The sequence below is a fragment of the Pseudomonas shahriarae genome, from assembly GCF_014268455.2.
In the GTDB taxonomy this organism is placed as follows: Bacteria; Pseudomonadota; Gammaproteobacteria; order Pseudomonadales; family Pseudomonadaceae; genus Aquipseudomonas; species Aquipseudomonas shahriarae.
The window spans coordinates 2929723-2949166 of the sequence record NZ_CP077085.1 but is presented as its reverse complement, the minus strand read 5'-3'; the positions used below and the strand labels follow the sequence as shown (position 1 = coordinate 2949166).

The following is a 19444-nucleotide window of genomic DNA, read 5'->3' as shown; positions in this document are numbered from 1 at the left end:
CCCGGAGCATGACCGAAGACGACGTCGCCCAGTTCTGCCTGGGCTTGCCCGGTGCACGGGAGGATTACAAGTGGGGCGGTGTGCGGGTGTTCTCGATTGCCGGCAACAAGATGTTCGCCCTGCAGAACCTGCGCGGCGACTCCCTGGCGTTCAAGGTCGACAAGGAACTGTTCCTTGGCCACGTCGACCGCCCCGGCATCCACCCGGCGCCGTACCTGGCGCGGGCGCAGTGGATCATCATGCAGCTGCCCTACCCACTGGGCGGCGAAGAACTGCGCGGCTTGCTGCAGCGCTCCCACCAGTTGGTGGTGAGCAAACTGCCCAAACGCACGCAAATCGGCCTGAGGCTGGACGAGTAAGCCAGTCCAGGTCGTCTTGTACACAACTTGATCATCGAGATATGCACATACCCCGATGGGCGCAGCTTCGCTCTCAAACCCCACGCGGCTAGAAGACTGCCAGCAGCGTGCCGCCCAGAAACAACTGATCAATCCAGAACACCTGGTGCAGCAACACAATCAGCCAGAACACCACTTGATAAGACACCTTGCGCGTCTTGTGCCGGAACACCTGCTGCGCAACCAAGGCACCCGGCCAACCACCGGCCAGCTCCATGGCATGCAGGATCTTCTCCGGGGTGCGCCAGCTATCGCTCTGGGCCTTGCGCTTGTCACTCCAATACAGGCAAAACGTCACCACGCTGACCAGGCCATAGGCCGCCAACGGGATCAGCGACACCCCGCGATACGCCAGCAGTGCCGCGCCAAACAACGGCACGGCACACAACAGTGCAAACACCACAGCCTTCAAGCGCAGATGCTGGATTGTCATCACGCCTTGGCCGCCGCCCAGTCAATCCAGCCGAACTGCCAGGTGGCCAGGATCAGCAAACCGAACGCAATGCGGTACCAGGCAAACACTGCATAGCTGTGGCTGGCGATGAACTTGAGCAAGCCACGCACTGCAATCATCGCGAAGATGAACGAGACCACAAAACCGACGGCAAACACCGGCAGATCCGCAGGCTGGAACAGGTCACGGTATTTATAGCCCGAGTACACCGCCGCCCCGACCATGGTCGGCATCGCCAGGAAGAACGAAAACTCGGTGGCAGCCTTGCGCGACAGGCCAAACAACAGGCCACCGATAATGGTCGAGCCGGAACGCGACGTCCCTGGAATCATCGCCAGGCACTGGGCAAAGCCCACTTTCAAGGCGTCTTTCCAGGTGATGTCATCGACGGTTTCGGCATGGATGACATGCTCGCGACGCTCGGCCCACAACATGATCACCCCGCCGATCACCAGCGCAGTGGCCACCGTGATCGGGTTGAACAGGTATTCGTGGATCAGGTCGGCAAAAATCACCCCCAACACCACCGCCGGCAGGAAGGCGATCAGCAGATTGACGGTAAAGCGCTGGGCGTTGCGCTGGGTCGGCAGGCCGGTCACCACGTCGAGGATCTTGCGCCGGAACTCCCAGACCACCGCCAGGATGGCGCCCAGTTGAATGATGATGTTGAACGCCATGGCGCGCTCGCCACCGAAGTCGAGCAAGTCAGCGACGATAATCTGGTGCCCGGTACTGGAGATCGGCAAGAACTCTGTCAGCCCTTCGACAATGCCAAGTATCAATGCCTGAAAGGCGGTCCAAAGATCCATTATTCCCCCAAAGGTCATGCGACGGCATGCCTCGTTGATATTTTCTAGGTGTTCACTAACGATGAGCACGCGGCAAGGCTGCGCGCAGGATCAAGGCTGACCTGCAAAAATTCTGTGAAAAATCAGGCAGTACTCAGGTTTTTTGATTCCGGGCCGAAAGCCTATCAGACAAGCCCGAATTTCGCTTCGCGTTATCACTGGCCGATCAACGCAGCACCGAAAATTATAAGAACGCGGAGTGACAAGACTATGAACAGTTTGCGCAATATGTCGATCAGTCGGCGCCTCTGGATGATCCTGATAGTCGCCGTGTTGATGTTGATGACCCTGGGTTTGTTGATGCTCAAGCAGATCCACGACGACCTCTACCAGGCCAAGAGCCAGAAAACCCAGCATGTGGTCCAGACTGCCAGCGGAATTCTGAATTTTTATCACGGCCTTGAAACCACCGGGGTGCTGACCCGCGAGGCCGCGCAGAAACAAGCCTTGAGTGTGGTGCGCGGCCTGCGCTACGACCAGAACGAATACTTCTGGATCAATGACCTGACGCCGGTGATGATCATGCACCCGGCCAACCCCAAGCTCGACGGCCAGAACCTTTCGGCCATCCGCGATCCGGACGGCTTTGCGATCTTCAATGAGTTCGTCACCCTGGCCAAGGCCAAGGGCGTCGGCATGGTCGATTACCGCTGGCCGAAACCCGGCGCGGCTGAGCCCGTGGCCAAGACCTCCTATATCCAGTTGTTCGAGCCCTGGGGCTGGATTATTGGCTCCGGCGTCTACGTGGACGACGTACAGGCACAATTTCGCGGCCAGGTCTGGAAAGCCTCGCTGATCGGCCTGGGCATTGCGCTGATCATGGCCCTGCTGGTGGTGCTGATTGCCCGCAGCATCGTGCGCCCGCTGCAGGAAGCGGTACAGGCCATGGCCAACATCGCCAGTGGCGAAAGCGACCTGACCCGCAGCCTCGACACCCATGGCCAGGACGAAGTCACGCAACTGTCCCGACACTTCAACACCTTCACCGCCAAACTGCGCCAGGTGGTCAGCCAGTTGCAGGTGTGCGCCAATGCCCTGGCCCAGTCGTCCGCCGAGCTGGGCAACAACGCCAGCCAGGCCCATGACCGCAGCCAGCAACAATCCCAGCAAATGGAGCTGGTGGCCACCGCCATCAATGAAGTGACCTACGGCGTCCAGGACGTGGCCAAGAATGCCGAGCACGCCGCCAGCGAAATGCGTGACGCGCAGACCCAGGCCGAACAGGGCCAGGTCAATATCGACGGCAGCCTGCAACAGATCGACGCGCTGTCCGGCACCATCAGCCAGGCGGTGGAAGTGATCCGCACCCTGTCCACCGAAAGCACGCAGATTGGCGGGGTGCTGGAGGTGATTCGCTCGATTGCCGAGCAGACCAACCTGCTGGCTCTCAACGCCGCCATCGAAGCGGCCCGCGCCGGCGAACAAGGCCGTGGTTTTGCCGTGGTCGCCGACGAAGTGCGCCTGCTGGCCCAGCGCACGCAAAAATCCACTGCCGAAATCCAGAACATGATCGAGCGCCTGCAAGGGCATTCCGAAGCAGCGGTCAAGGTCATCAGCGACAGCCACCAGGCCTCGCAACTGACCATCGAACAAGCCGGCCAGGCGGGCGCCAGCCTGAATGCCATCGGCCAGGCCCTGCGCAACCTCAACGGCCTGAACGCCTCGATTGCCAGCGCGACCCTGCAACAGGCCCACGTGGTGGAAGACATCAATCAGAACGTGACCCAGGCCGCCGGCCTGTCCCACAGCACTGCGCTCGCGGCCCAGCAATCGAGCGAGGCCAGCGTGCATCTGAAGGACTTGAGCGAAGAACTCAACGGCCTGCTGCGCCAGTTCAAGGTCTAGCCCTCCTCCCGGCAGCAGCCCGCTCGCCACAGCGAGCGGGTTTGCCACAGCAATCCTTCTTCCCATAATTAGCCCCCGGCCTGGACAGGATTTTGCCCGGCCGGTTGGGTACAATCGCCCTCCTCTTCGACTCTTCCAAGGAATCCCATGTCCGGGCTTGAACTGTTTGCCGCCGCGCTGGGGGTGATTGCCGTCTGGTTGACGGTCAAGCAGAACCCGTGGTGCTGGCCGATCGGCCTGGTCATGGTGCTGCTGTACACCTGGGTGTTCTTCGAGGTGAAGCTGTATTCCGACATGCTGCTGCAAGTGGTGTATGCCGGCCTGCAGGTCTACGGTTGGTGGCAATGGACTCGCGCCGGCGAGGTCAAGCAAGGGCGCCAGGTCAGCAGTCTTGGCAGCCAGGCGATCCTCCTGAGCCTGACGGTTGGCGCAGTCGGCAGCCTGTTGCTGGGCGCCGCCATGGCACACTGGACCGATGCTGCACAACCCTGGCTGGACGCCGCCCTGACCGGCTTCAGCCTGGTGGCGCAGATGTGGATGGCGCAAAAACGCGTGCAATGCTGGGCACTGTGGATTGTGGTCGATGTGATTTTTGTCGGCCTGTTTGTCTACAAGGGGCTGTACCTGACGGCCGCGCTCTATGCCCTGTTCACAGTGATTGCCGTACAAGGCTGGCGCGAATGGCGCGCCGATCCGGCGTTGCGCACATGAAGGTGCTGGTGATGGCAGGCCCCGAGTCCAGCGGTAAAAGCTGGCTGGCCGAGCAGTTGCAGGCGCATTTCGGTGCGGTGCTGGTGGGCGAGTATGTGCGCTATTTCATCGACCACTACCAGCGTGATACGACCCTCGCCGACATCCCGGACATCGCCCGTGGCCAACTGGCCTGGGAAGATGCCGGCCGTGCCCGGCAGCCGCAACTGCTGATCCTCGATACTCACCTGCTGACCAACAAGCTGTGGAGCCTGACGCTGTTTGGCGATGCCCCCGCGTGGCTCGACGAGGCACTGCTGGCCCGCCATTACGACCTGCACCTGTTGCTGTCGCCCGAAGGCATTGGCTGGACCGCCGACGGTCAACGCTGCCAGCCGGACCTGGCCGACCGCCTGGCCTTCTTCCAGGCCAGCCGCGACTGGCTGGAGCAGCATCAGCAACCGTACAAGGTGATTGGCGGGGATTGGCAGGCACGCCATGACCAGGCGTTTGCCGCCGTGGCACACCTGCTCGACCAATAAAGCCCCTACTCGTGGATCAGTTGCCGTTGATACTGTGGGTCAGCCTTGATCTGCTGTTCGGTAAACGGCAACGGGCTGAGCTTTTTCGCGGAAAACGCCTGGGTCTGGTCCTTGAAGTACGGCGACGCCGGATCGCTGGACAGTGAGAACGCCAACACGCCTTCCGCTTTCGGCCCCTGGTCGTCGAAGGTGACGATCTGCAAGTAACTGCTGCCGCTGACCACCTCACGCTTGCCATCGGCCCTCGGCACGCTTTGCATGGCGTTGTAGATCCCCAGTTCCTGTGGGCCACCGTGCATCGGAGTGCTGCCCGAGACCTGGATATCGCCCCAACGAGTGCCTTCTTTCAACCCCGATTCACTCACCTGCGCCATTGACGCCAGCATTGCCTCACGCAACGCCTTGGCCACCTCCGGCTGCTCGATGAGCAACCCGCGCGGGGTGGTTTGTGGGTGGTCCGGGTCAAACGCAACGCGCCACACCTGCGGCACTTGCTGCAGGTGCTCCATGACCTGGAAGAAATGCACCAGGCCCAGGCCGCTGTCGAGGTTGGCCTTCTGGTCCCAGTCCTTGAGGCGGGTACACAGGGTTTTCAGGGCGGCATCCGTCTGTTGCGCGCAGAACTTGAGCAGATCCGGCATCACCTGCCCAGCCAGGTACACCTGGTTATCCAGCACCATGTGTTGCAAATCGGCGACGGTGATCGGCTGTGTGTCCAGGTCCTGCAAGCGCTGCAAGGCAAAACGCGAACGTGCGCCCAAGGCAATGTGATCCTGGCTGACCACCGGCGAAAAGCCGGCCAGCGGGGCCTTGGGGTTGGCCATCCAGGCCGAGTCGTTGGAGTGCTGCACGTAGTCCCGGCGCGCCAGCTGCGGCAGTTGATCAGCGGCAAAGATCCCCGGCTGGGCGGCGCGCGGGTCGATATCCCAGGCGCAGGCACTATGGGCACCGTCGAGCATGATCATCTGCAGGCCGGCACGCGGGTCGCTGCATTGTTCGAGTTTTTTTGCACTGACGTTCGGCACCACCGACAGGTTCATATACAGGCTCTGCCCCTGATCGTCCGCCGCCAGGGTGTTGACCCAGGGAATGCCTTGCAGGCGGTGTACCGAGGCTTGCAAGTCCTTGAGGCTGCGGGCCTGGTTCATCGCGTACCACTGCTGCAGCACGCGGTCATTGCCCAGGTTGGCGTCGCGCAGGCTGAAAGCGTATTGCCCGTTCCAGTCGAGCTTGCCCGGCCATTGCACCACCGGCCCGAACTGCGAACTGTAGACCGTTTGGGTGTGGGCCTCGGCGCCCTTGACCTGTACCGTTACCTGGGTTTTCTGCAGGGGGATCGACTTGCCGTCGAGCAAATAGCGGGTCGGGTCCTTCGGGTCCAGGGTCAGGCGATACAGGGTGAAATGCTTGGATGTGTCCACCGTATGGGTCCAGGCCACATGCTGGTTGAAGCCGATATTGACCACCGGCAGGCCCGGCAAGGCGGCGCCCATTACGTCCAGCTGACCAGGAATGGTCAGGTGCATCTGATAAAAACGCATGCCGCCGATCCACGGGAAATGCGGGTTGGCCAGTAACATGCCGCGCCCGTTGAACGAGCGCTCGCTACCCACCGCCACCGCGTTGCTGCCGCGCTCCAGGGCAAAGCGTTGCTGCTTCAAGGTGGCGACCTCAAACGCTCGCACATCGCTCTGCACCGCCACGCCTGGCTGGGGTGGCGTCGCCCCCGCCAAGGCCTCGGCGAATTGCCCGACACCACCTTCCACCAGCAACCGCCGGGTCAGCTTGATCAGGTCATCGGTCGTGATCGGCCGCACCCAGGCGCCCTGGCACTGCATCGGTCGGTCCTTGGCCCCGCGCTCTTGCATGTAGCGGTTGTAACCCGCCGCATAGCCGGCAAGACGCTGCTGCATCTGCGGGGTCTGTGCCTTCCAGAAAGCCGTCACTGCTTCGGGCGTATTGAGCCAGGTAAAGAACACATCGCTGGTCAGGTTGTTGCGCTCTTCCAGGGTCGCCTGCTCGGCACCGAAGTAGCGGGCGCGCTGGCCATTGACCGTGACCACTTCGTTGGCCAGCAGGCACAGGTTGTCCTGCGCGTAGGCATAGCCGATGCCATAGCCCAGGCCGCGCTCATCGTTGGCGCGGATATGCGGGACACCAAACCCGGTGCGGCGGATATCGGCGCTCAGTGTGCCCGCCTGCACGTCGCTCACCTGGCGGGCCGTCGCACACAGGCTCACCCCCAGCAACACACCCGCCACGCAAACCCTGGACAACCCGTTGGAAATAATCACGCAGACCCCATCATCAAGCCAAATTGAACGCCCAAGGCGGGGCCGACTCGCCAACACCAGCCCATGGATAAAGACGTAGAAATCCGCAGAAATTTAGGCAGCGCGCGCCTTATTTACCGGCGCCAGGAAGGTGACAGACGTGAGACCGAGAAAATTTATCCCTCTTGGACTTCATGATTTGCGTGGCTCATACGTCTTATTAACTAGAGAGCACCATCGTTTTCCTGATCAGGCTCTGATAAGGAGTTTTTGCATGCACAACCCGCAACTGCCCACGGACGGACATTTTATGGCACACGACGCCGCTTTCGGCGCAAGTAACCCAGCCTTCGGCAAGGCCCCCGAGCATCAAGGCAACCAACGCATCCGGCATCTGCTCAAGTGTTTTGGGTTGCGTACCAGCCTGATCCGGCTGAAAGTCATCGACGCCCTGCTCACCGCCGCCGAGAACGGCCGCTCGCTGGGTGTACGGGGTGTGCACAGCCACTTGCTGGAACTGGGCATCCCGCTGTCGTTTCTCAGTGTGCGCGAGGTGCTCAAGCGCCTGTGCAGCGAGGGCGTGATCACCCTCAACAGCGACAAAAGCTACAGCCTCCATGAAGAGGCTGCCAAGGTCCTGGCTGCCAGCGCCTGACTTACAGGTTGGGCTTGACCTTGCGGCGCATGATGCCGTTGATCACCACCACAATCACCGCCACGGCAATGGCGATGTACTGGAACGTCTTCTCACTGATGGCGCCGATGTTCTGCAAATAGGACAGGCCAAACATCGTGCCGAGGACGACCAGGGAAATCAGAATCGAGTAAATCAAGCGTTGCTTCTGGGTCATGACGGGTTCCTGAAACCTGAAAATTGTATCTGGAGCGTATCAGGGCCTCATGTTACAGGCGATAAAGCGCTTTGGCATGACCCTATTTGCCTTGCCAGCGCAACGGTTGTGGCGAGCGGGCTTGCCCGCGCTGGGCTGCGTAGCAGCCCCAATACACCCAGCGCATTGCTTCAGTTGAACACGCGGGGCCGGATTTTAGGGCTGCTACGCAGCCCAACGCGGGCTAGCCCGCTCGCCACGGGGCAGTTGGTCAGGGGCTTATTGGTCCTTGAACTGCGGCGCACGCTTGGCCACGAACGCGGCCATGCCTTCCTTCTGATCCTGGGTCGCGAAGGCGGCGTGGAACACCCGGCGCTCAAAGCGCACGCCTTCCGACAGGCTGACTTCAAAGGCGCGGTTCACGCTTTCCTTGACCATCATGCTGATCGGCACCGATTTGCTGGCGATCAGCGCCGCAACCTTGAGCGCCTCGTCCAGCAGTTCGTCCGCCGGCACAATCCGCGCCACGATGCCGCAACGCTCGGCCTCCACGGCGTCGATAAAACGCCCGGTCAGGCACATCTCCATGGCCTTGGCCTTGCCCACCGCACGGGTCAGGCGCTGGGTGCCGCCCATGCCCGGCAGGACGCCGAGGTTGACTTCCGGCTGGCCGAACTTGGCCGTGTCACCGGCCAGGATAAAGTCGCACATCAACGCCAGCTCACAGCCGCCACCCAGGGCAAAACCGTTGACCGCCGCGATGATCGGCTTGCGGCGGTTGGCCACACGGTCGCTGTCGCTGAACAGATCGTCGAGGTAGATCTGCGGGTAGGTCAGCTCGGCCATTTCCTTGATGTCGGCGCCAGCGGCAAAGGCTTTCTTCGAGCCGGTCAACACGATGCAACCGATGTCGGGATTGGCTTCCAGGCTGTCCAGGGCCTGGTTCACTTCGCTGACCAATTGCGCGTTCAAGGCATTCAGCGCCTGGGGGCGATTGAGGGTAATCAGCCCGACACGGCCTTGAACCTCGAGCAAAATGGTTTCATAACTCATTGATCCGTTCCTCTTCAAAGATTGCGCGAAATGACCATGCGCTGAATATCACTGGTGCCTTCATAAATCTGGCAGACCCGCACATCACGGTAGATCCGCTCCAACGGGAAGTCGCTCAGGTAACCGTATCCACCCAGGGTTTGCAAGGCGGCAGAACAGACTTTCTCGGCCATTTCCGAGGCAAACAGCTTGGCCATGGACGCCTCCACCAGCGCAGGCTTGCCGCTGTCGCGCAGGGCCGCCGCGTAGTGCACCATCTGCCGGGCCACGGCGATCTGGGTGGCCATGTCCGCCAGGCGAAACGCTACAGCCTGGTGCTCGATCAGCGGTTTGCCGAAGCTTTCCCGCTCACGGGCGTAATCCCGGGCAGCTTCGAACGCCGCACGGGCCATGCCCACCGATTGCGCGGCAATACCCACGCGACCGCCCTCCAGGTTGGCCAGGGCGATTTTGTAGCCTTCGCCCTCCTCGCCCAGGCGGTTGGCGACCGGCACCTTCACATCCTCAAACAGAATCTGACAGGTGTCGGACGCATGCTGGCCCAGCTTGTCCTCGACCCGCGCGACGGTGTAGCCCGGCGAGTCGGTGGGCACGATAAACGCGCTGATCCCACGCTTGCCGGCCGCAGGATCGGTCACGGCAAATACAATCACCACCCCGGCGTTCTGCCCGGAGGTGATGAACTGCTTGCAGCCATTGAGCACGTAATGATCGCCCTCAAGACGCGCGCGGGTTTTCAGGCTGCTGGCATCGGACCCGGCCTGGGGTTCGGTCAAGGCAAACGCACCGAGCATTGCGCCGCTGGCCAGGGGCTTGAGGAATTGTTCTTTCTGCAGGTCATTGCCGAACTTGAGAATGGGCACGCAGCCCACCGAGTTGTGCACGCTCATGATGGTCGAGCAGGCGCCATCACCGGCAGCGACCTCTTCCAGGGCCATTGCATAGGCCAGGTAGCCGGTGTCGCAGCCGCCCCACTGTTCCGGCACGAGCATGCCGAAAAAACCCAGCTCGGCCATCTCAGCGATAGCCTCCCTGGGGAAGCGATGCTCGCGGTCCCACTCGGCAGCGAACGGTTTGAGCCGCTCCTGGGCGAATTGCCGGGCCGTGTTGCTGATTTGCAGTTGTTCGTCATTGGGCAACATAAAAATTCCTTAATCCAGGCATTCGACGGCCATGGCGGTGGCTTCACCGCCGCCGATGCAGATGGCTGCAACGCCGCGCTTGAGGCCCCGCTGGCGCAGCGCTGAAAGCAGGGTCACGAGGATCCGCGCGCCGGATGCGCCAATCGGATGCCCCAGGGCACACGCGCCACCGTGGACGTTGACCTTGTCGTGGGGGATTTCCAGCTTGCTCATGGTCACCAGGCTGACCACGGCAAAGGCTTCGTTGATCTCGAACAGGTCGACATCGCCCAGGTCCCAGCCGGTCTTGCTCATCAGCTTGCGAATCGCCCCCACCGGCGCCACCGGGAACAGCCCCGGCTCATCGGCAAAGGCCGCATGGCCGTGGATCACTGCCAGAGGCTTGAGCCCACGCTTCTGCGCTTCGGACTGGCGCATCATCAGCAAGGCCGCCGCGCCGTCGGAGATCGAGCTGGAGTTGGCCGCCGTCACCGTGCCGCCTTCGCGGAACGCCGGCTTCAAGGTGGCGATCTTGTCCAGGCGCGCCTTGGGCGGCTGCTCGTCATCGGTGATGGTCTTTTGTTCCTTGCCCACGGTGACCTGCACCGGGACGATCTCGGCGCTGAAACGCCCGGCACTGATCGCCTGCTGGGCGCGGGTCAGAGAGGCAATGGCAAACGCATCCTGGGTTTCGCGAGTAAAGCCATTGGCCTCGGCGCAATCCTCGGCAAAGGTGCCCATCAGGCGGCCCTTGTCATAGGCGTCTTCGAGGCCGTCGAGGAACATATGGTCAAGCACCCGGCCATGGCCCATGCGGTAGCCGCTACGGGCCCGATCCAGCAGGTACGGGGCATTGGACATGCTTTCCATGCCGCCGGCGATCACCACCTGCACGCTGCCGGCCAGCAGCGAGTCATGGGCGAGAATCGCCGCCTCCATGCCCGAACCGCACATTTTGTTGAGGGTGGTGCAACGTGTCGACTTATCCAGGCCGGCACCCAGCGCGGCCTGGCGTGCCGGGGCCTGGCCGAGACCGGCGGGCAGCACGCAACCGAACAGCACTTCATCCACGGCGTCGTGGGCGATACCGGCGCGCTCGACAGCCGCACGAATCGCGGCGGCGCCCAGTTGCGGCGCGGTCAGGCCCTTGAGGTCGCCCTGGAAGCCGCCCATGGGCGTGCGTACGGCGCTGACAATAACAATCGGATCGTGAAGCTGAGTCATGACAAATCCTCCTTACTTGGCCGCCATGCGCAAGGCCCCGTCAAGACGGATCACCTCGCCATTGAGCATGCTGTTTTCAATGATATGCCGGGCCAGCGCGGCGTATTCGGCCGGTTTGCCCAGGCGTGGCGGGAACGGCACGCCGGCCGCCAGGGAGTCACGAACCTCCGGGGTCATGCCGGCCATCATCGGTGTTTCAAAGATGCCCGGGGCGATGGTCATCACGCGGATGCCGAAGCGCGCCAGTTCACGGGCGGCCGGCAGGGTCAGGCTGGCAATCGCGCCCTTGGACGCCGCGTAGGCGGCCTGGCCGATCTGCCCGTCGAAGGCCGCCACCGAAGCGGTGTTGATGATCACCCCGCGCTCACCGTCGGCATCCGCCGTGGTTTCGGCAATCGCCGCTGCGGCCAGGCGCAGCAGGTTGAAGCTGCCGACCAGGTTGACGTTGATCACCTGGGCAAAGCTGGCCAGGGCATGGGGCCCATTCTTGCCGAGGATTTTCTCGCCACGCACCACGCCCGCGCAGTTGACCAGGCCATGCAGGGCGCCAAACGCCGCCACCGTGGTCTGTACCGCAGCTTCGGCGGCCGCTTCCTGGCTGATATCCGCGACCACACTGCGCGCCTGCGCGCCCAGTTTTGCAGCCTGGGCCGCCACGGCGTCGGCATTCAGGTCCACCAGCATCACCTTGGCGCCTGCGGCCACCAGCATTTCGGCGGTAGCCGCGCCGAGGCCCGAAGCGCCGCCGCTGACCATAAATACCTTGTTTTCAATCTGCATCGTTGTTTCCTTAAAAGGGGATCAAGCCGTGGTCGCTGCCTGGACCTTGGCGATTTCCTGGTTACGCAAAATAAACCGCTGCAGCTTGCCGCTTGGGGTCTTGGGCAAGTCGCTGACAAATTCGATTTCCCGTGGGTAGGCGTGGGCCGCCAGGCGCTTGCGCACATGCAGGCGCAGTTCCTCGGCCAACGCGGCGTCGGCGCGGTACTGGCTGTTGATCACCACAAAAGCCTTGACCAGTTCGGTGCGCTCGGCGTCCGGCTTGCCGACCACCGCGGCTTCGATCACCGCCGGGTGCTCGACCAAGGCGCTTTCCACATCAAACGGTCCTACCCGGTAGCCAGACGTCGTGATCACATCGTCGCTGCGCCCGACAAAACTGATGCTGCCATCGGGGTTCAATTCCACGGTGTCGCCGCTCAAGTAGTACTTGCCGACGAAGGCCTTGGTCTTGACCCCTTCATAGCCGGCGAACCAGCACATCGGTGACTGCTCGCGGTCGATCGCCAGGATGCCGGGCTGGCCGGCGGGCAGTTCGTGGTGGTTGTCGTCCAGTACCACGATGCGGTGCCCCGGCGAGGCAAAGCCGGCGGAGCCGACATGCACCGGGTGTTCCAGGCCGTGGTGGTTGCACAGGACCATGCCCAGTTCGGTCTGGCCGTAATGGTCGTGGATGGTCACGCCCAGGTTATCGGCGAACCAGCGGATCACTTCCGGGTTCAGCGGCTCGCCGGCGCTGCTGACAATACGCAACCGGCCCTTGATCGAGCGCGCGAACTGTTCGCCACCGGCGATCAGCAGGCGGTAGGCCGTGGGCGAACCGGTCAGGTTGGTGATCCCGTATTTGTTGATGACCCGGCAGGTGCTTTCCAGGGTGAACGGGCCATCGTAGAAGGTGATCGGATGGCCCATGGACAACGGCCCGGTCACACCGAAGTAGATGCCATAGGCCCAGCCCGGGTCGGCGACGTTCCAGAACGCGTCTTCGGGGCGCAGGTCCACGGCGTCGCGGGTATAACTCTGGAACGCAACCAGGGCCTTGAGCGGCACGGCCAGGGCTTTCGACGGGCCGGTGGTGCCAGAGGTGAACATCAGCAGGAATGGATCATCGGCGCCCAGCAGTACCGGTTCGCACACATTCGAATAGTTGGGCAACTCGGCCCAGAAGCTGAAATCGCCGCGCACAATGCCTTCGCCCTTGGCGCCGGCCACGGTGACGATTGTCGGGCAGTCAGCGACTTCGGCAAGCTTGCTGCGGTTGACCGCGTCGGTCACCACCAGCGCCGCGCCGGAGCTGTTCAGGCGATGCTCGATGGCCTTGGGGCCAAAGGCCGTGAACAGCGGTTGATAGACCGCGCCGATGCGCCAGGTGGCGAGCACCGTCACCAGCAATTCGGCAGTGCGTGGCAACAGGCCGGCGACCTTGTCGCCACGCTTGACGCCCTGGGCCAGGAGGAAGTTGGCCAAGCGCGCCGCCTGATCCTGCAATTCGCTGAAGGTCACGGTGGCGCTGCGGCCATCCTTACCCTCCCAAAACAACGCAATGCGCCCCGGCAACGCGTGCCGGTCGCAGCATTCGACGCAGGCGTTGAGCGCCTGCAGGTGGCCGGCCAGTGCGGCCTCGACGGTTAGCTGGTAGTTGAACTGGGTGGTAGCAGCCAAATAATCGCGCATCGTGGCAAATCCCTGTGTCTTTTGTTGTTTTGGGGGGCGTGCTTTTGCGGGGTTGAATCGGGGGAAATAGTGGCGCCAGAGCGGCGCAGGGACAATGGTCAAAGCTTTCAATATGGCTGACTGGTTTGGCCAATGGCGCCTTGGACCAAACCGTTGCGTCATAGAGGCCAACAATCAGCCGGTCAACGCAAGCGATTGGACGCCCCGCCCGCCGGCTTCTAATCTGAGGGCCTGCGCCACGAAGAAGCCCCTCGATGATTGTTCGCCCCAAACCCAACCTGTTCGGCATCCTGTTCTCCCTCAAGGGTTCGATTGCCAAGCGTATTGCCCTGCGCAGCCTGCTGGTGACCCTGCTGGCCTCGGTGATCGTGCTGGTGGAAACGCTGCACCCGGCCTACTTCTCCAAGGTCAACGCCACGCCGTTCACCCTGCTCGGGCTGTCGCTGTCGATTTTCATGAGTTTTCGCAACAACGCCTGCTACGACCGCTGGTGGGAAGGCCGCAAGCAACTGGGGCAGATGGTCATTGAAATCCGCTCGCTGATCCGCGAAACCCAGGTTTTTACCCAGCCAGGCGAACGCGAGGGCCTGTTGCGCGGCCTGTGTGGTTTTGCCCATGGCCTGGTGGCGCGCCTGCGCCTGGAAGACGAGGCCCGTGCCATCCAGCCGTGGGTCAATGTCGAGCCCGGCCACCCGAACCTGCCGGACCGGATCCTGCAAACCCTCGGCGCCCACTGCTCGGATGCCGCGCAACAGGGGCGGATCAGCGACTGGCGCTACACCCAGCTGGAAACCCGCCTGGTGGGGCTCAGCCAAGTCCAGGCGGCGTGCGAACGGATCAAGAGCACACCGCTGCCCTTCCCCTACACCTTGCTGCTGCACCGCACCATCTATCTGTTCTGCATCCTGCTGCCCTTTGCCATGGCCGAGCCCCTGGGTTGGCTGACGCCGATTTTTACTGCCATCGTCAGCTACACCTTCTTTGGCCTGGATGAAATCGGCGATGACCTGGAGGACCCCTTCGGCTTCGACGAGAACGACCTGCCGTGCAATGCCATCGTGCGCACCCTGGAACGGGAGATCCTCGCCGCCCTGGGCGAAACTGCCCTGCCAGCGCCCCTGGAGCCCGTGGACTATGTGCTCACGTGACGCGGGTTTGACACTCGCCGGTGTCTGACCGAAGCTGAGCGCTTTGCACTAGCTGCCCAGCTTTCGGACGCCTGCATGTCAAAGTCACGCCGTTACGCGATCATCGGCCTGAGCGCCCTGTTATTGGTGGTACTGGTTTTTTGGTATTTCTCCCGCAGCCCGAGCGTGTCCGTGCCGCCGGCTGTTGCCCACGGTTACTCCAAAGCCCTGAAAAAGGCGCATAACGGCGAGCCCGGCGCCGCGCGCGTGCTCTATCAGCAACTGGCGCGACCAGACCTGTCCGACGTGCGCCGCGCCGCCCTGCACAGCGAATTGCACAACTACCCAAGCCCCCAGGCCTTGAAGCTGGCGGACAAGGACTTGAGCCACCCATCCCCCCTGGTGCGCCAGGCAGCCATTGCCAGCATTGTCGGCCTGGTGCCCAGCGGCCAGCGCACCCTGTTGCTGGGCCCGTTGCTCGAGGATGACCAGCAAAGCGTGCGATTTGCCGCCGCCAACGCCCTGCTGGGCCTGTCGCCCGACACCCTGGGCCTGTATTTCGGCCCCTTGCAGCTCGTGCTGGATGAGTATGTAAAGTACCTCAAGGCCCAGCCCGAAAGCCCTGATGGCTGGATCCAGCTGGCGCGCCTGTACATCCACAGCGCCCTGTTGCCCGAGGCCCAACATGCCCTGGAGCAGGCGCTGCGCCTGGACCCGGACAACCTGCCGGCGGTGGTTTCACGCATCGAGTTGCTGGATAAACAGGGCAAGGTCGATGACTCGCGCCAGATCCTCGCCACCCAACTGCAAGCCCACCCCGAGTCAGCCTATCTGCAACACGCCCTGGGCATGTGGCTGCTGCACCATGGCGAACGGGAATACGCACTGCTGGGCCTGTCCAAGGCGGTGGAGCTGGAGCCCGACAATCAGGATTACCGCTACGACCTGGCCACCACCTTGCATGACCAGGAGGAACTGGAAGCCGCCCAGCGCCAGCTGGAAGAAATCGTCCAGCGCCATCCCGCCAACCGCAAGGCACGGGTGCTGTTGATCAACTACTGGAAGGAAAGCGGCCAGTTGCAGAACGTGCAAGTACTGCTGGCCCAACTGGAGCAGCAAAACCCGGACGATCCCGCGCTGCAGCAGGGCCTTTGAAGCGCTGCAGGCATTGCAAACTGTGGATTGGCCTGCACAAAAACGAGAAAACGTTGAACCGCCCCACAGCCCCACGGTCAAGTGAATATGGCGCGCCTTAGCCGGCACGCCGCTCAACTTATACGTGACCCGAGGGCACTTCTTGTCTACATCCAAAGAGCTGTTCACAGCAAAGGCGGCCACCGGCATCGAAGGTCTTGATGACATTCTTTCCGGGGGGCTATCGCGTAGCCATCTGTTCCTGCTCGAAGGTGAGCCCGGCACCGGCAAGACCACCGTGGCCCTGCATTTTCTCCAGGCCGGGGCCAAGGCCGGGGAACGATCGCTGTATATCACCCTGTCGGAAACCGAGCGCGAGCTGCGCCAGGGCGCCCAGTCCCACGGTTGGGAGCTGGATGAACATATCCATATCTTTGAACTGACCCCACCCGAAAGCCTGCTCAATGCCGAGCATCAGCAAAGCCTGCTGTACTCCTCCGACCTGGAGCTGGGCGAGGCCACCCGGCAGATTTTCGAGGTGGTGGAACGGGTCAAGCCGACCCGCGTGGTGATCGACAGCCTCTCGGAAATCCGCCTGCTGGCGCAAAGCTCGTTGCGCTATCGCCGGCAGATCCTGGCGATCAAGCACTACTTCGTGCGCTACGACGCCACCGTGCTGCTGCTGGATGACCTGACCACCGAATCCCTGGATAAGACCGTGCACAGCGTGGCCCACGGGGTGATCCGCCTGGAAGAACTGACCCCCAACTACGGCGCGGAACGACGCCGGGTCCGGGTGGTGAAGTACCGGGGCCAGAAGTATCGCGGCGGCTTCCACGATTTCACCATTATGCAAGACGGTGTGCATGTGTTCCCGCGCCTGGTGGCCGCCGAGCACCGCGGTGGCTACAACCGGCAGACCCTGACCAGCAGCATTCGCGAGCTGGATGCGCTGCTGGGCGGCGGTATCGAGACCGGCTCCAGCACCCTGATCCTCGGCCCTGCCGGTACCGGCAAGTCGCTGATCTCGATGATCTTCGCCGCTGCCGCAGTGGCCCGTGGCGAAAAAGCCGCCCTGTTTATTTTCGATGAAGAGCTGGGCCTGTTGTTCGACCGCATGAACAACATAGGCATCGACCTGGCCGCCCTACAAGCCACCGGCAATCTGCTGATCGAGCAGGTGGACGCCGCCGAGCTGTCGCCCGGCGAATTTTCCCACCGGGTGCGGCGCTGCGTGGATGAGCGCCAGATCAAGACCGTGGTTATCGACAGCATCAACGGTTATCAGGCGGCCATGCCCGAGGAAAACGCCCTGGTGCTACACATGCACGAGCTGTTGCTGTACCTCAACCGCCGGGGCGCAGCGACCTTCATGACCGTGGCCCAGCACGGGTTGGTCGGCGACATGCAAGCGCCGGTGGATATCACCTATCTGGCCGACACCGTGATCCTGCTGCGCTACTTCGAGGCCCTGGGCAAAGTGCGACGGGCCATTTCCATCATCAAGAAACGCACCGGCAGCCATGAGTCGACCATTCGCGAATACCGCATCGGCAGCCAGGGCATGACCATCGGCGAACCCCTGGAAGCCTTCCAGGGCGTGCTGCGCGGCGTCCCCACCTACATGGGTGCCGGCAACCCGCTGCTCAAGGATGAGCGCTTGTGAGTAGCCTGCCGGCCATTTCCGAGCGCGCGATCATTCTCGCGCCCTTGGGACGGGACAGCACGCTGGCGCTGATGATGCTCAACGAAGCAGGTTTCAGCGGCATTGCAGCCCCCAACCTGTTATCGCTCTGCGATGAACTGGAACAAGGCGCGGGCCTGCTGATCATCGCCGCCGAAGCGTTGCACGGAGTCGGGCTGGAGCCGCTGCTGGAGTATCTGCAACAGCAGCCAGCCTGGTCGGACCTGCCCATCGTACTGCTGACCCACCATGGTGGCACCGAACAGAACGCCTCATCGCACTTGAGTGCCAGGCTGGGCAACATCACCTTGCTGGAGCGGCCGTTTCACCCGGTGACCCTGATCAGTCTGGTGACCACCGCCCTGCGCGGGCGGCGACGACAGTACGAAGCCCGCGACCGCCTGATCGACCTGAGCCAGAGCGAACTGCGCCTGCAAAGCACCCTGGAAACCCTTGAACAACAAGTCGAAGAACGCACTGCGCAATTGCGCAGCAACGAAGAAGCCTTGCGCCAGTCACAAAAAATGGAAGCCGTCGGTCAATTGACCGGCGGCATCGCCCACGACTTCAATAACATGCTCACCGGGATTATCGGCAGCCTGGAGCTGCTGCGCCGGCGCCTGGCCCGGGGCCGCCTGGATGACCTCGACAGCCTGATCGACCTGGGTGTGACCTCGGCCAACCGCGCCGCCGGCCTGACCCACCGCCTGCTGGCGTTTTCCCGCCGCCAGTCGCTGGATTCCAAGCCGGTGGAGATCAACCAACTGGTGACCTCCATGGGCGAACTGCTGCAACGCAGCCTCAATGAAAGCATCGTGCTCGACATGCAGTTGAGCGGGCAGCTGTGGACCGCCGAAGCCGACCCCAATCAACTGGAAAGCGCCCTGCTCAATCTGGCCCTGAATGCCCGGGACGCGATGCCTGATGGTGGTCGGCTGGTGGTGGAAACCCGTAATCGCCACCTCGACAACGTGTTTACCGCCGCCTACGGCACTTTAACCCCCGGCGACTACGTGGAGCTGAGTGTCAGTGACACCGGCTGCGGCATGCCGGAAAACGTCATCAACCGAGCCTTCGACCCCTTCTTCACCACCAAGCCCATCGGCCAGGGCACCGGCCTGGGTTTGTCGATGATCTACGGCTTCGCCCGCCAGTCCCATGGCCATGTGATCCTCCACAGCGAGGTCGGCAAAGGCACCACGGTGAGCCTGTTCCTGCCGCGCTTTGTCGGTGAAGTCACCGCCGATGTCCCCCTCGACTCGACCCTGCCGCCATTCGCCAACGCCGGTGAAACCGTGCTGATCGTCGAGGATGACCCGGCGGTACGGGTGCTGGTGAGCCAGGTGCTGAGTGAGCTGGGCTATGCCTTTGTCGAAGCCGCGGATGCTGACAGTGCGCTACCGATTATCGAATCCAGCCAGCGCATTGATCTATTGATCAGTGATGTAGGGTTGCCGGGGATGAACGGTCGCCAGTTGGCAGAGATCTGCAGGCAGATTCGCCCGGACTTGAAGGTGTTATTCATTACCGGGTATGCCGAGCATGCGGCGGTGCGCGGGGGGTTCCTGGATCCGGGCATGCAGTTGATCACCAAGCCCTTTACCTTCGACCTGCTGACGGCGAAGGTGCGGGAGATGATTGCGACGTGACACGGATGAGCACAGCGGGAGCCAGGCTCCCGCATCGCACAGCGATCAGGCAGCAGGTGCGCGTAGCACGCGGGCCTTGGTGAAGACGACTGCATGCTGATTATCGGCAAGCCAGTGC

The 19444-nt window shown here is 62.5% G+C and carries 18 protein-coding genes; 9 read left to right on the top strand and 9 right to left on the bottom strand.

From position 1 onward, the window contains the following. The first annotated feature begins 8 nt into the window (after positions 1-8). Positions 9-359 carry an MmcQ/YjbR family DNA-binding protein gene (locus HU773_RS13180; protein WP_057440098.1) on the top strand — a complete coding sequence of 117 codons (351 nt, stop codon included), beginning with the start codon at positions 9-11 and terminating at the stop codon, positions 357-359. 88 nt (positions 360-447) lie between these two features. Here HU773_RS13180 and HU773_RS13175 read toward each other — a convergent pair whose 3' ends face one another. Then, positions 448-831 carry a DUF1294 domain-containing protein gene (locus tag HU773_RS13175; protein ID WP_057440097.1) on the bottom strand — a complete coding sequence of 128 codons (384 nt, stop codon included), beginning with the start codon at positions 829-831 and terminating at the stop codon, positions 448-450. Further along, complete coding sequence (locus HU773_RS13170; protein ID WP_186625937.1) at positions 831-1661, bottom strand: undecaprenyl-diphosphate phosphatase; 831 nt, start codon at positions 1659-1661, stop codon at positions 831-833. The genes HU773_RS13175 and HU773_RS13170 overlap by 1 nt, the downstream gene beginning before the upstream one ends. 249 nt (positions 1662-1910) lie before the next feature. On the opposite strand from HU773_RS13170, the gene HU773_RS13165 reads away from it, so the two are divergent. The 3 genes from HU773_RS13165 (at position 1911) to HU773_RS13155 (ending at position 4777) form a co-directional block, all read left to right on the top strand. Beyond that, positions 1911-3545 (top strand): methyl-accepting chemotaxis protein, encoded by a 1635-nt coding sequence (locus HU773_RS13165; protein ID WP_057959748.1) that lies wholly within the window; start codon positions 1911-1913, stop codon positions 3543-3545. 147 nt (positions 3546-3692) lie between these two features. Continuing rightward, positions 3693-4256, top strand: coding sequence for a nicotinamide riboside transporter PnuC (gene pnuC / locus HU773_RS13160; protein ID WP_057440095.1), 564 nt, complete (start codon positions 3693-3695; stop codon positions 4254-4256). After that, positions 4253-4777 (top strand): AAA family ATPase, encoded by a 525-nt coding sequence (locus tag HU773_RS13155; protein WP_057959749.1) that lies wholly within the window; start codon positions 4253-4255, stop codon positions 4775-4777. The genes pnuC and HU773_RS13155 overlap by 4 nt, the downstream gene beginning before the upstream one ends. 5 nt (positions 4778-4782) lie before the next feature. Here the strand turns inward: HU773_RS13155 and pvdQ are convergent, their stop codons facing one another. Beyond that, entirely contained in the window at positions 4783-7071 is a 2289-nt protein-coding gene (gene pvdQ / locus HU773_RS13150; RefSeq protein ID WP_169990083.1) for a bifunctional acylase PvdQ, read from the bottom strand. 253 nt (positions 7072-7324) lie between these two features. Here pvdQ and HU773_RS13145 point away from each other — a divergent pair, with 253 nt between their 5' ends. Next, positions 7325-7705: a hypothetical protein gene (locus tag HU773_RS13145; RefSeq protein WP_057959751.1), complete on the top strand. Its 381-nt coding sequence runs from the start codon at positions 7325-7327 to the stop codon at positions 7703-7705. A 1-nt stretch (position 7706) separates the two neighbouring features. Here the strand turns inward: HU773_RS13145 and HU773_RS13140 are convergent, their stop codons facing one another. From HU773_RS13140 to HU773_RS13115, 6 genes are all read right to left on the bottom strand, one after another. Then, on the bottom strand, positions 7707-7901 hold the full coding sequence (locus HU773_RS13140) for a hypothetical protein (RefSeq protein WP_057440092.1): 195 nt from the start codon (positions 7899-7901) through the stop codon (positions 7707-7709). A 258-nt stretch (positions 7902-8159) separates the two neighbouring features. Then, on the bottom strand, positions 8160-8933 hold the full coding sequence (locus tag HU773_RS13135) for an enoyl-CoA hydratase (RefSeq protein WP_057959752.1): 774 nt from the start codon (positions 8931-8933) through the stop codon (positions 8160-8162). A gap of 14 nt (positions 8934-8947) precedes the next feature. Beyond that, positions 8948-10075, bottom strand: coding sequence for an acyl-CoA dehydrogenase (locus tag HU773_RS13130; protein WP_186625938.1), 1128 nt, complete (start codon positions 10073-10075; stop codon positions 8948-8950). A 9-nt stretch (positions 10076-10084) separates the two neighbouring features. Continuing rightward, positions 10085-11278, bottom strand: coding sequence for an acetyl-CoA C-acyltransferase (locus tag HU773_RS13125; RefSeq protein ID WP_057959754.1), 1194 nt, complete (start codon positions 11276-11278; stop codon positions 10085-10087). A gap of 12 nt (positions 11279-11290) precedes the next feature. Next, complete coding sequence (locus tag HU773_RS13120) at positions 11291-12058, bottom strand: SDR family NAD(P)-dependent oxidoreductase (RefSeq protein WP_186625939.1); 768 nt, start codon at positions 12056-12058, stop codon at positions 11291-11293. A gap of 21 nt (positions 12059-12079) precedes the next feature. Continuing rightward, a complete protein-coding gene (locus tag HU773_RS13115) occupies positions 12080-13732 on the bottom strand; it encodes an AMP-binding protein (protein ID WP_186625940.1) in 1653 nt (550 codons plus the stop codon). A gap of 254 nt (positions 13733-13986) precedes the next feature. Between HU773_RS13115 and HU773_RS13110 the strand changes: the two genes are divergently transcribed. The 4 genes from HU773_RS13110 (at position 13987) to HU773_RS13095 (ending at position 19326) form a co-directional block, all read left to right on the top strand. Beyond that, complete coding sequence (locus HU773_RS13110; protein ID WP_115128142.1) at positions 13987-14880, top strand: bestrophin family protein; 894 nt, start codon at positions 13987-13989, stop codon at positions 14878-14880. Positions 14881-14955: 75 nt separating this feature from the next. Further along, positions 14956-16014, top strand: coding sequence for a HEAT repeat domain-containing protein (locus tag HU773_RS13105; protein ID WP_120732924.1), 1059 nt, complete (start codon positions 14956-14958; stop codon positions 16012-16014). Positions 16015-16156: 142 nt separating this feature from the next. Beyond that, complete coding sequence (locus HU773_RS13100; RefSeq protein WP_057959759.1) at positions 16157-17659, top strand: ATPase domain-containing protein; 1503 nt, start codon at positions 16157-16159, stop codon at positions 17657-17659. Then, entirely contained in the window at positions 17656-19326 is a 1671-nt protein-coding gene (locus HU773_RS13095) for a response regulator (protein WP_170045617.1), read from the top strand. Before HU773_RS13100 ends, HU773_RS13095 begins: the two co-directional genes overlap by 4 nt. The last annotated feature ends 118 nt before the right edge of the window (positions 19327-19444 follow it).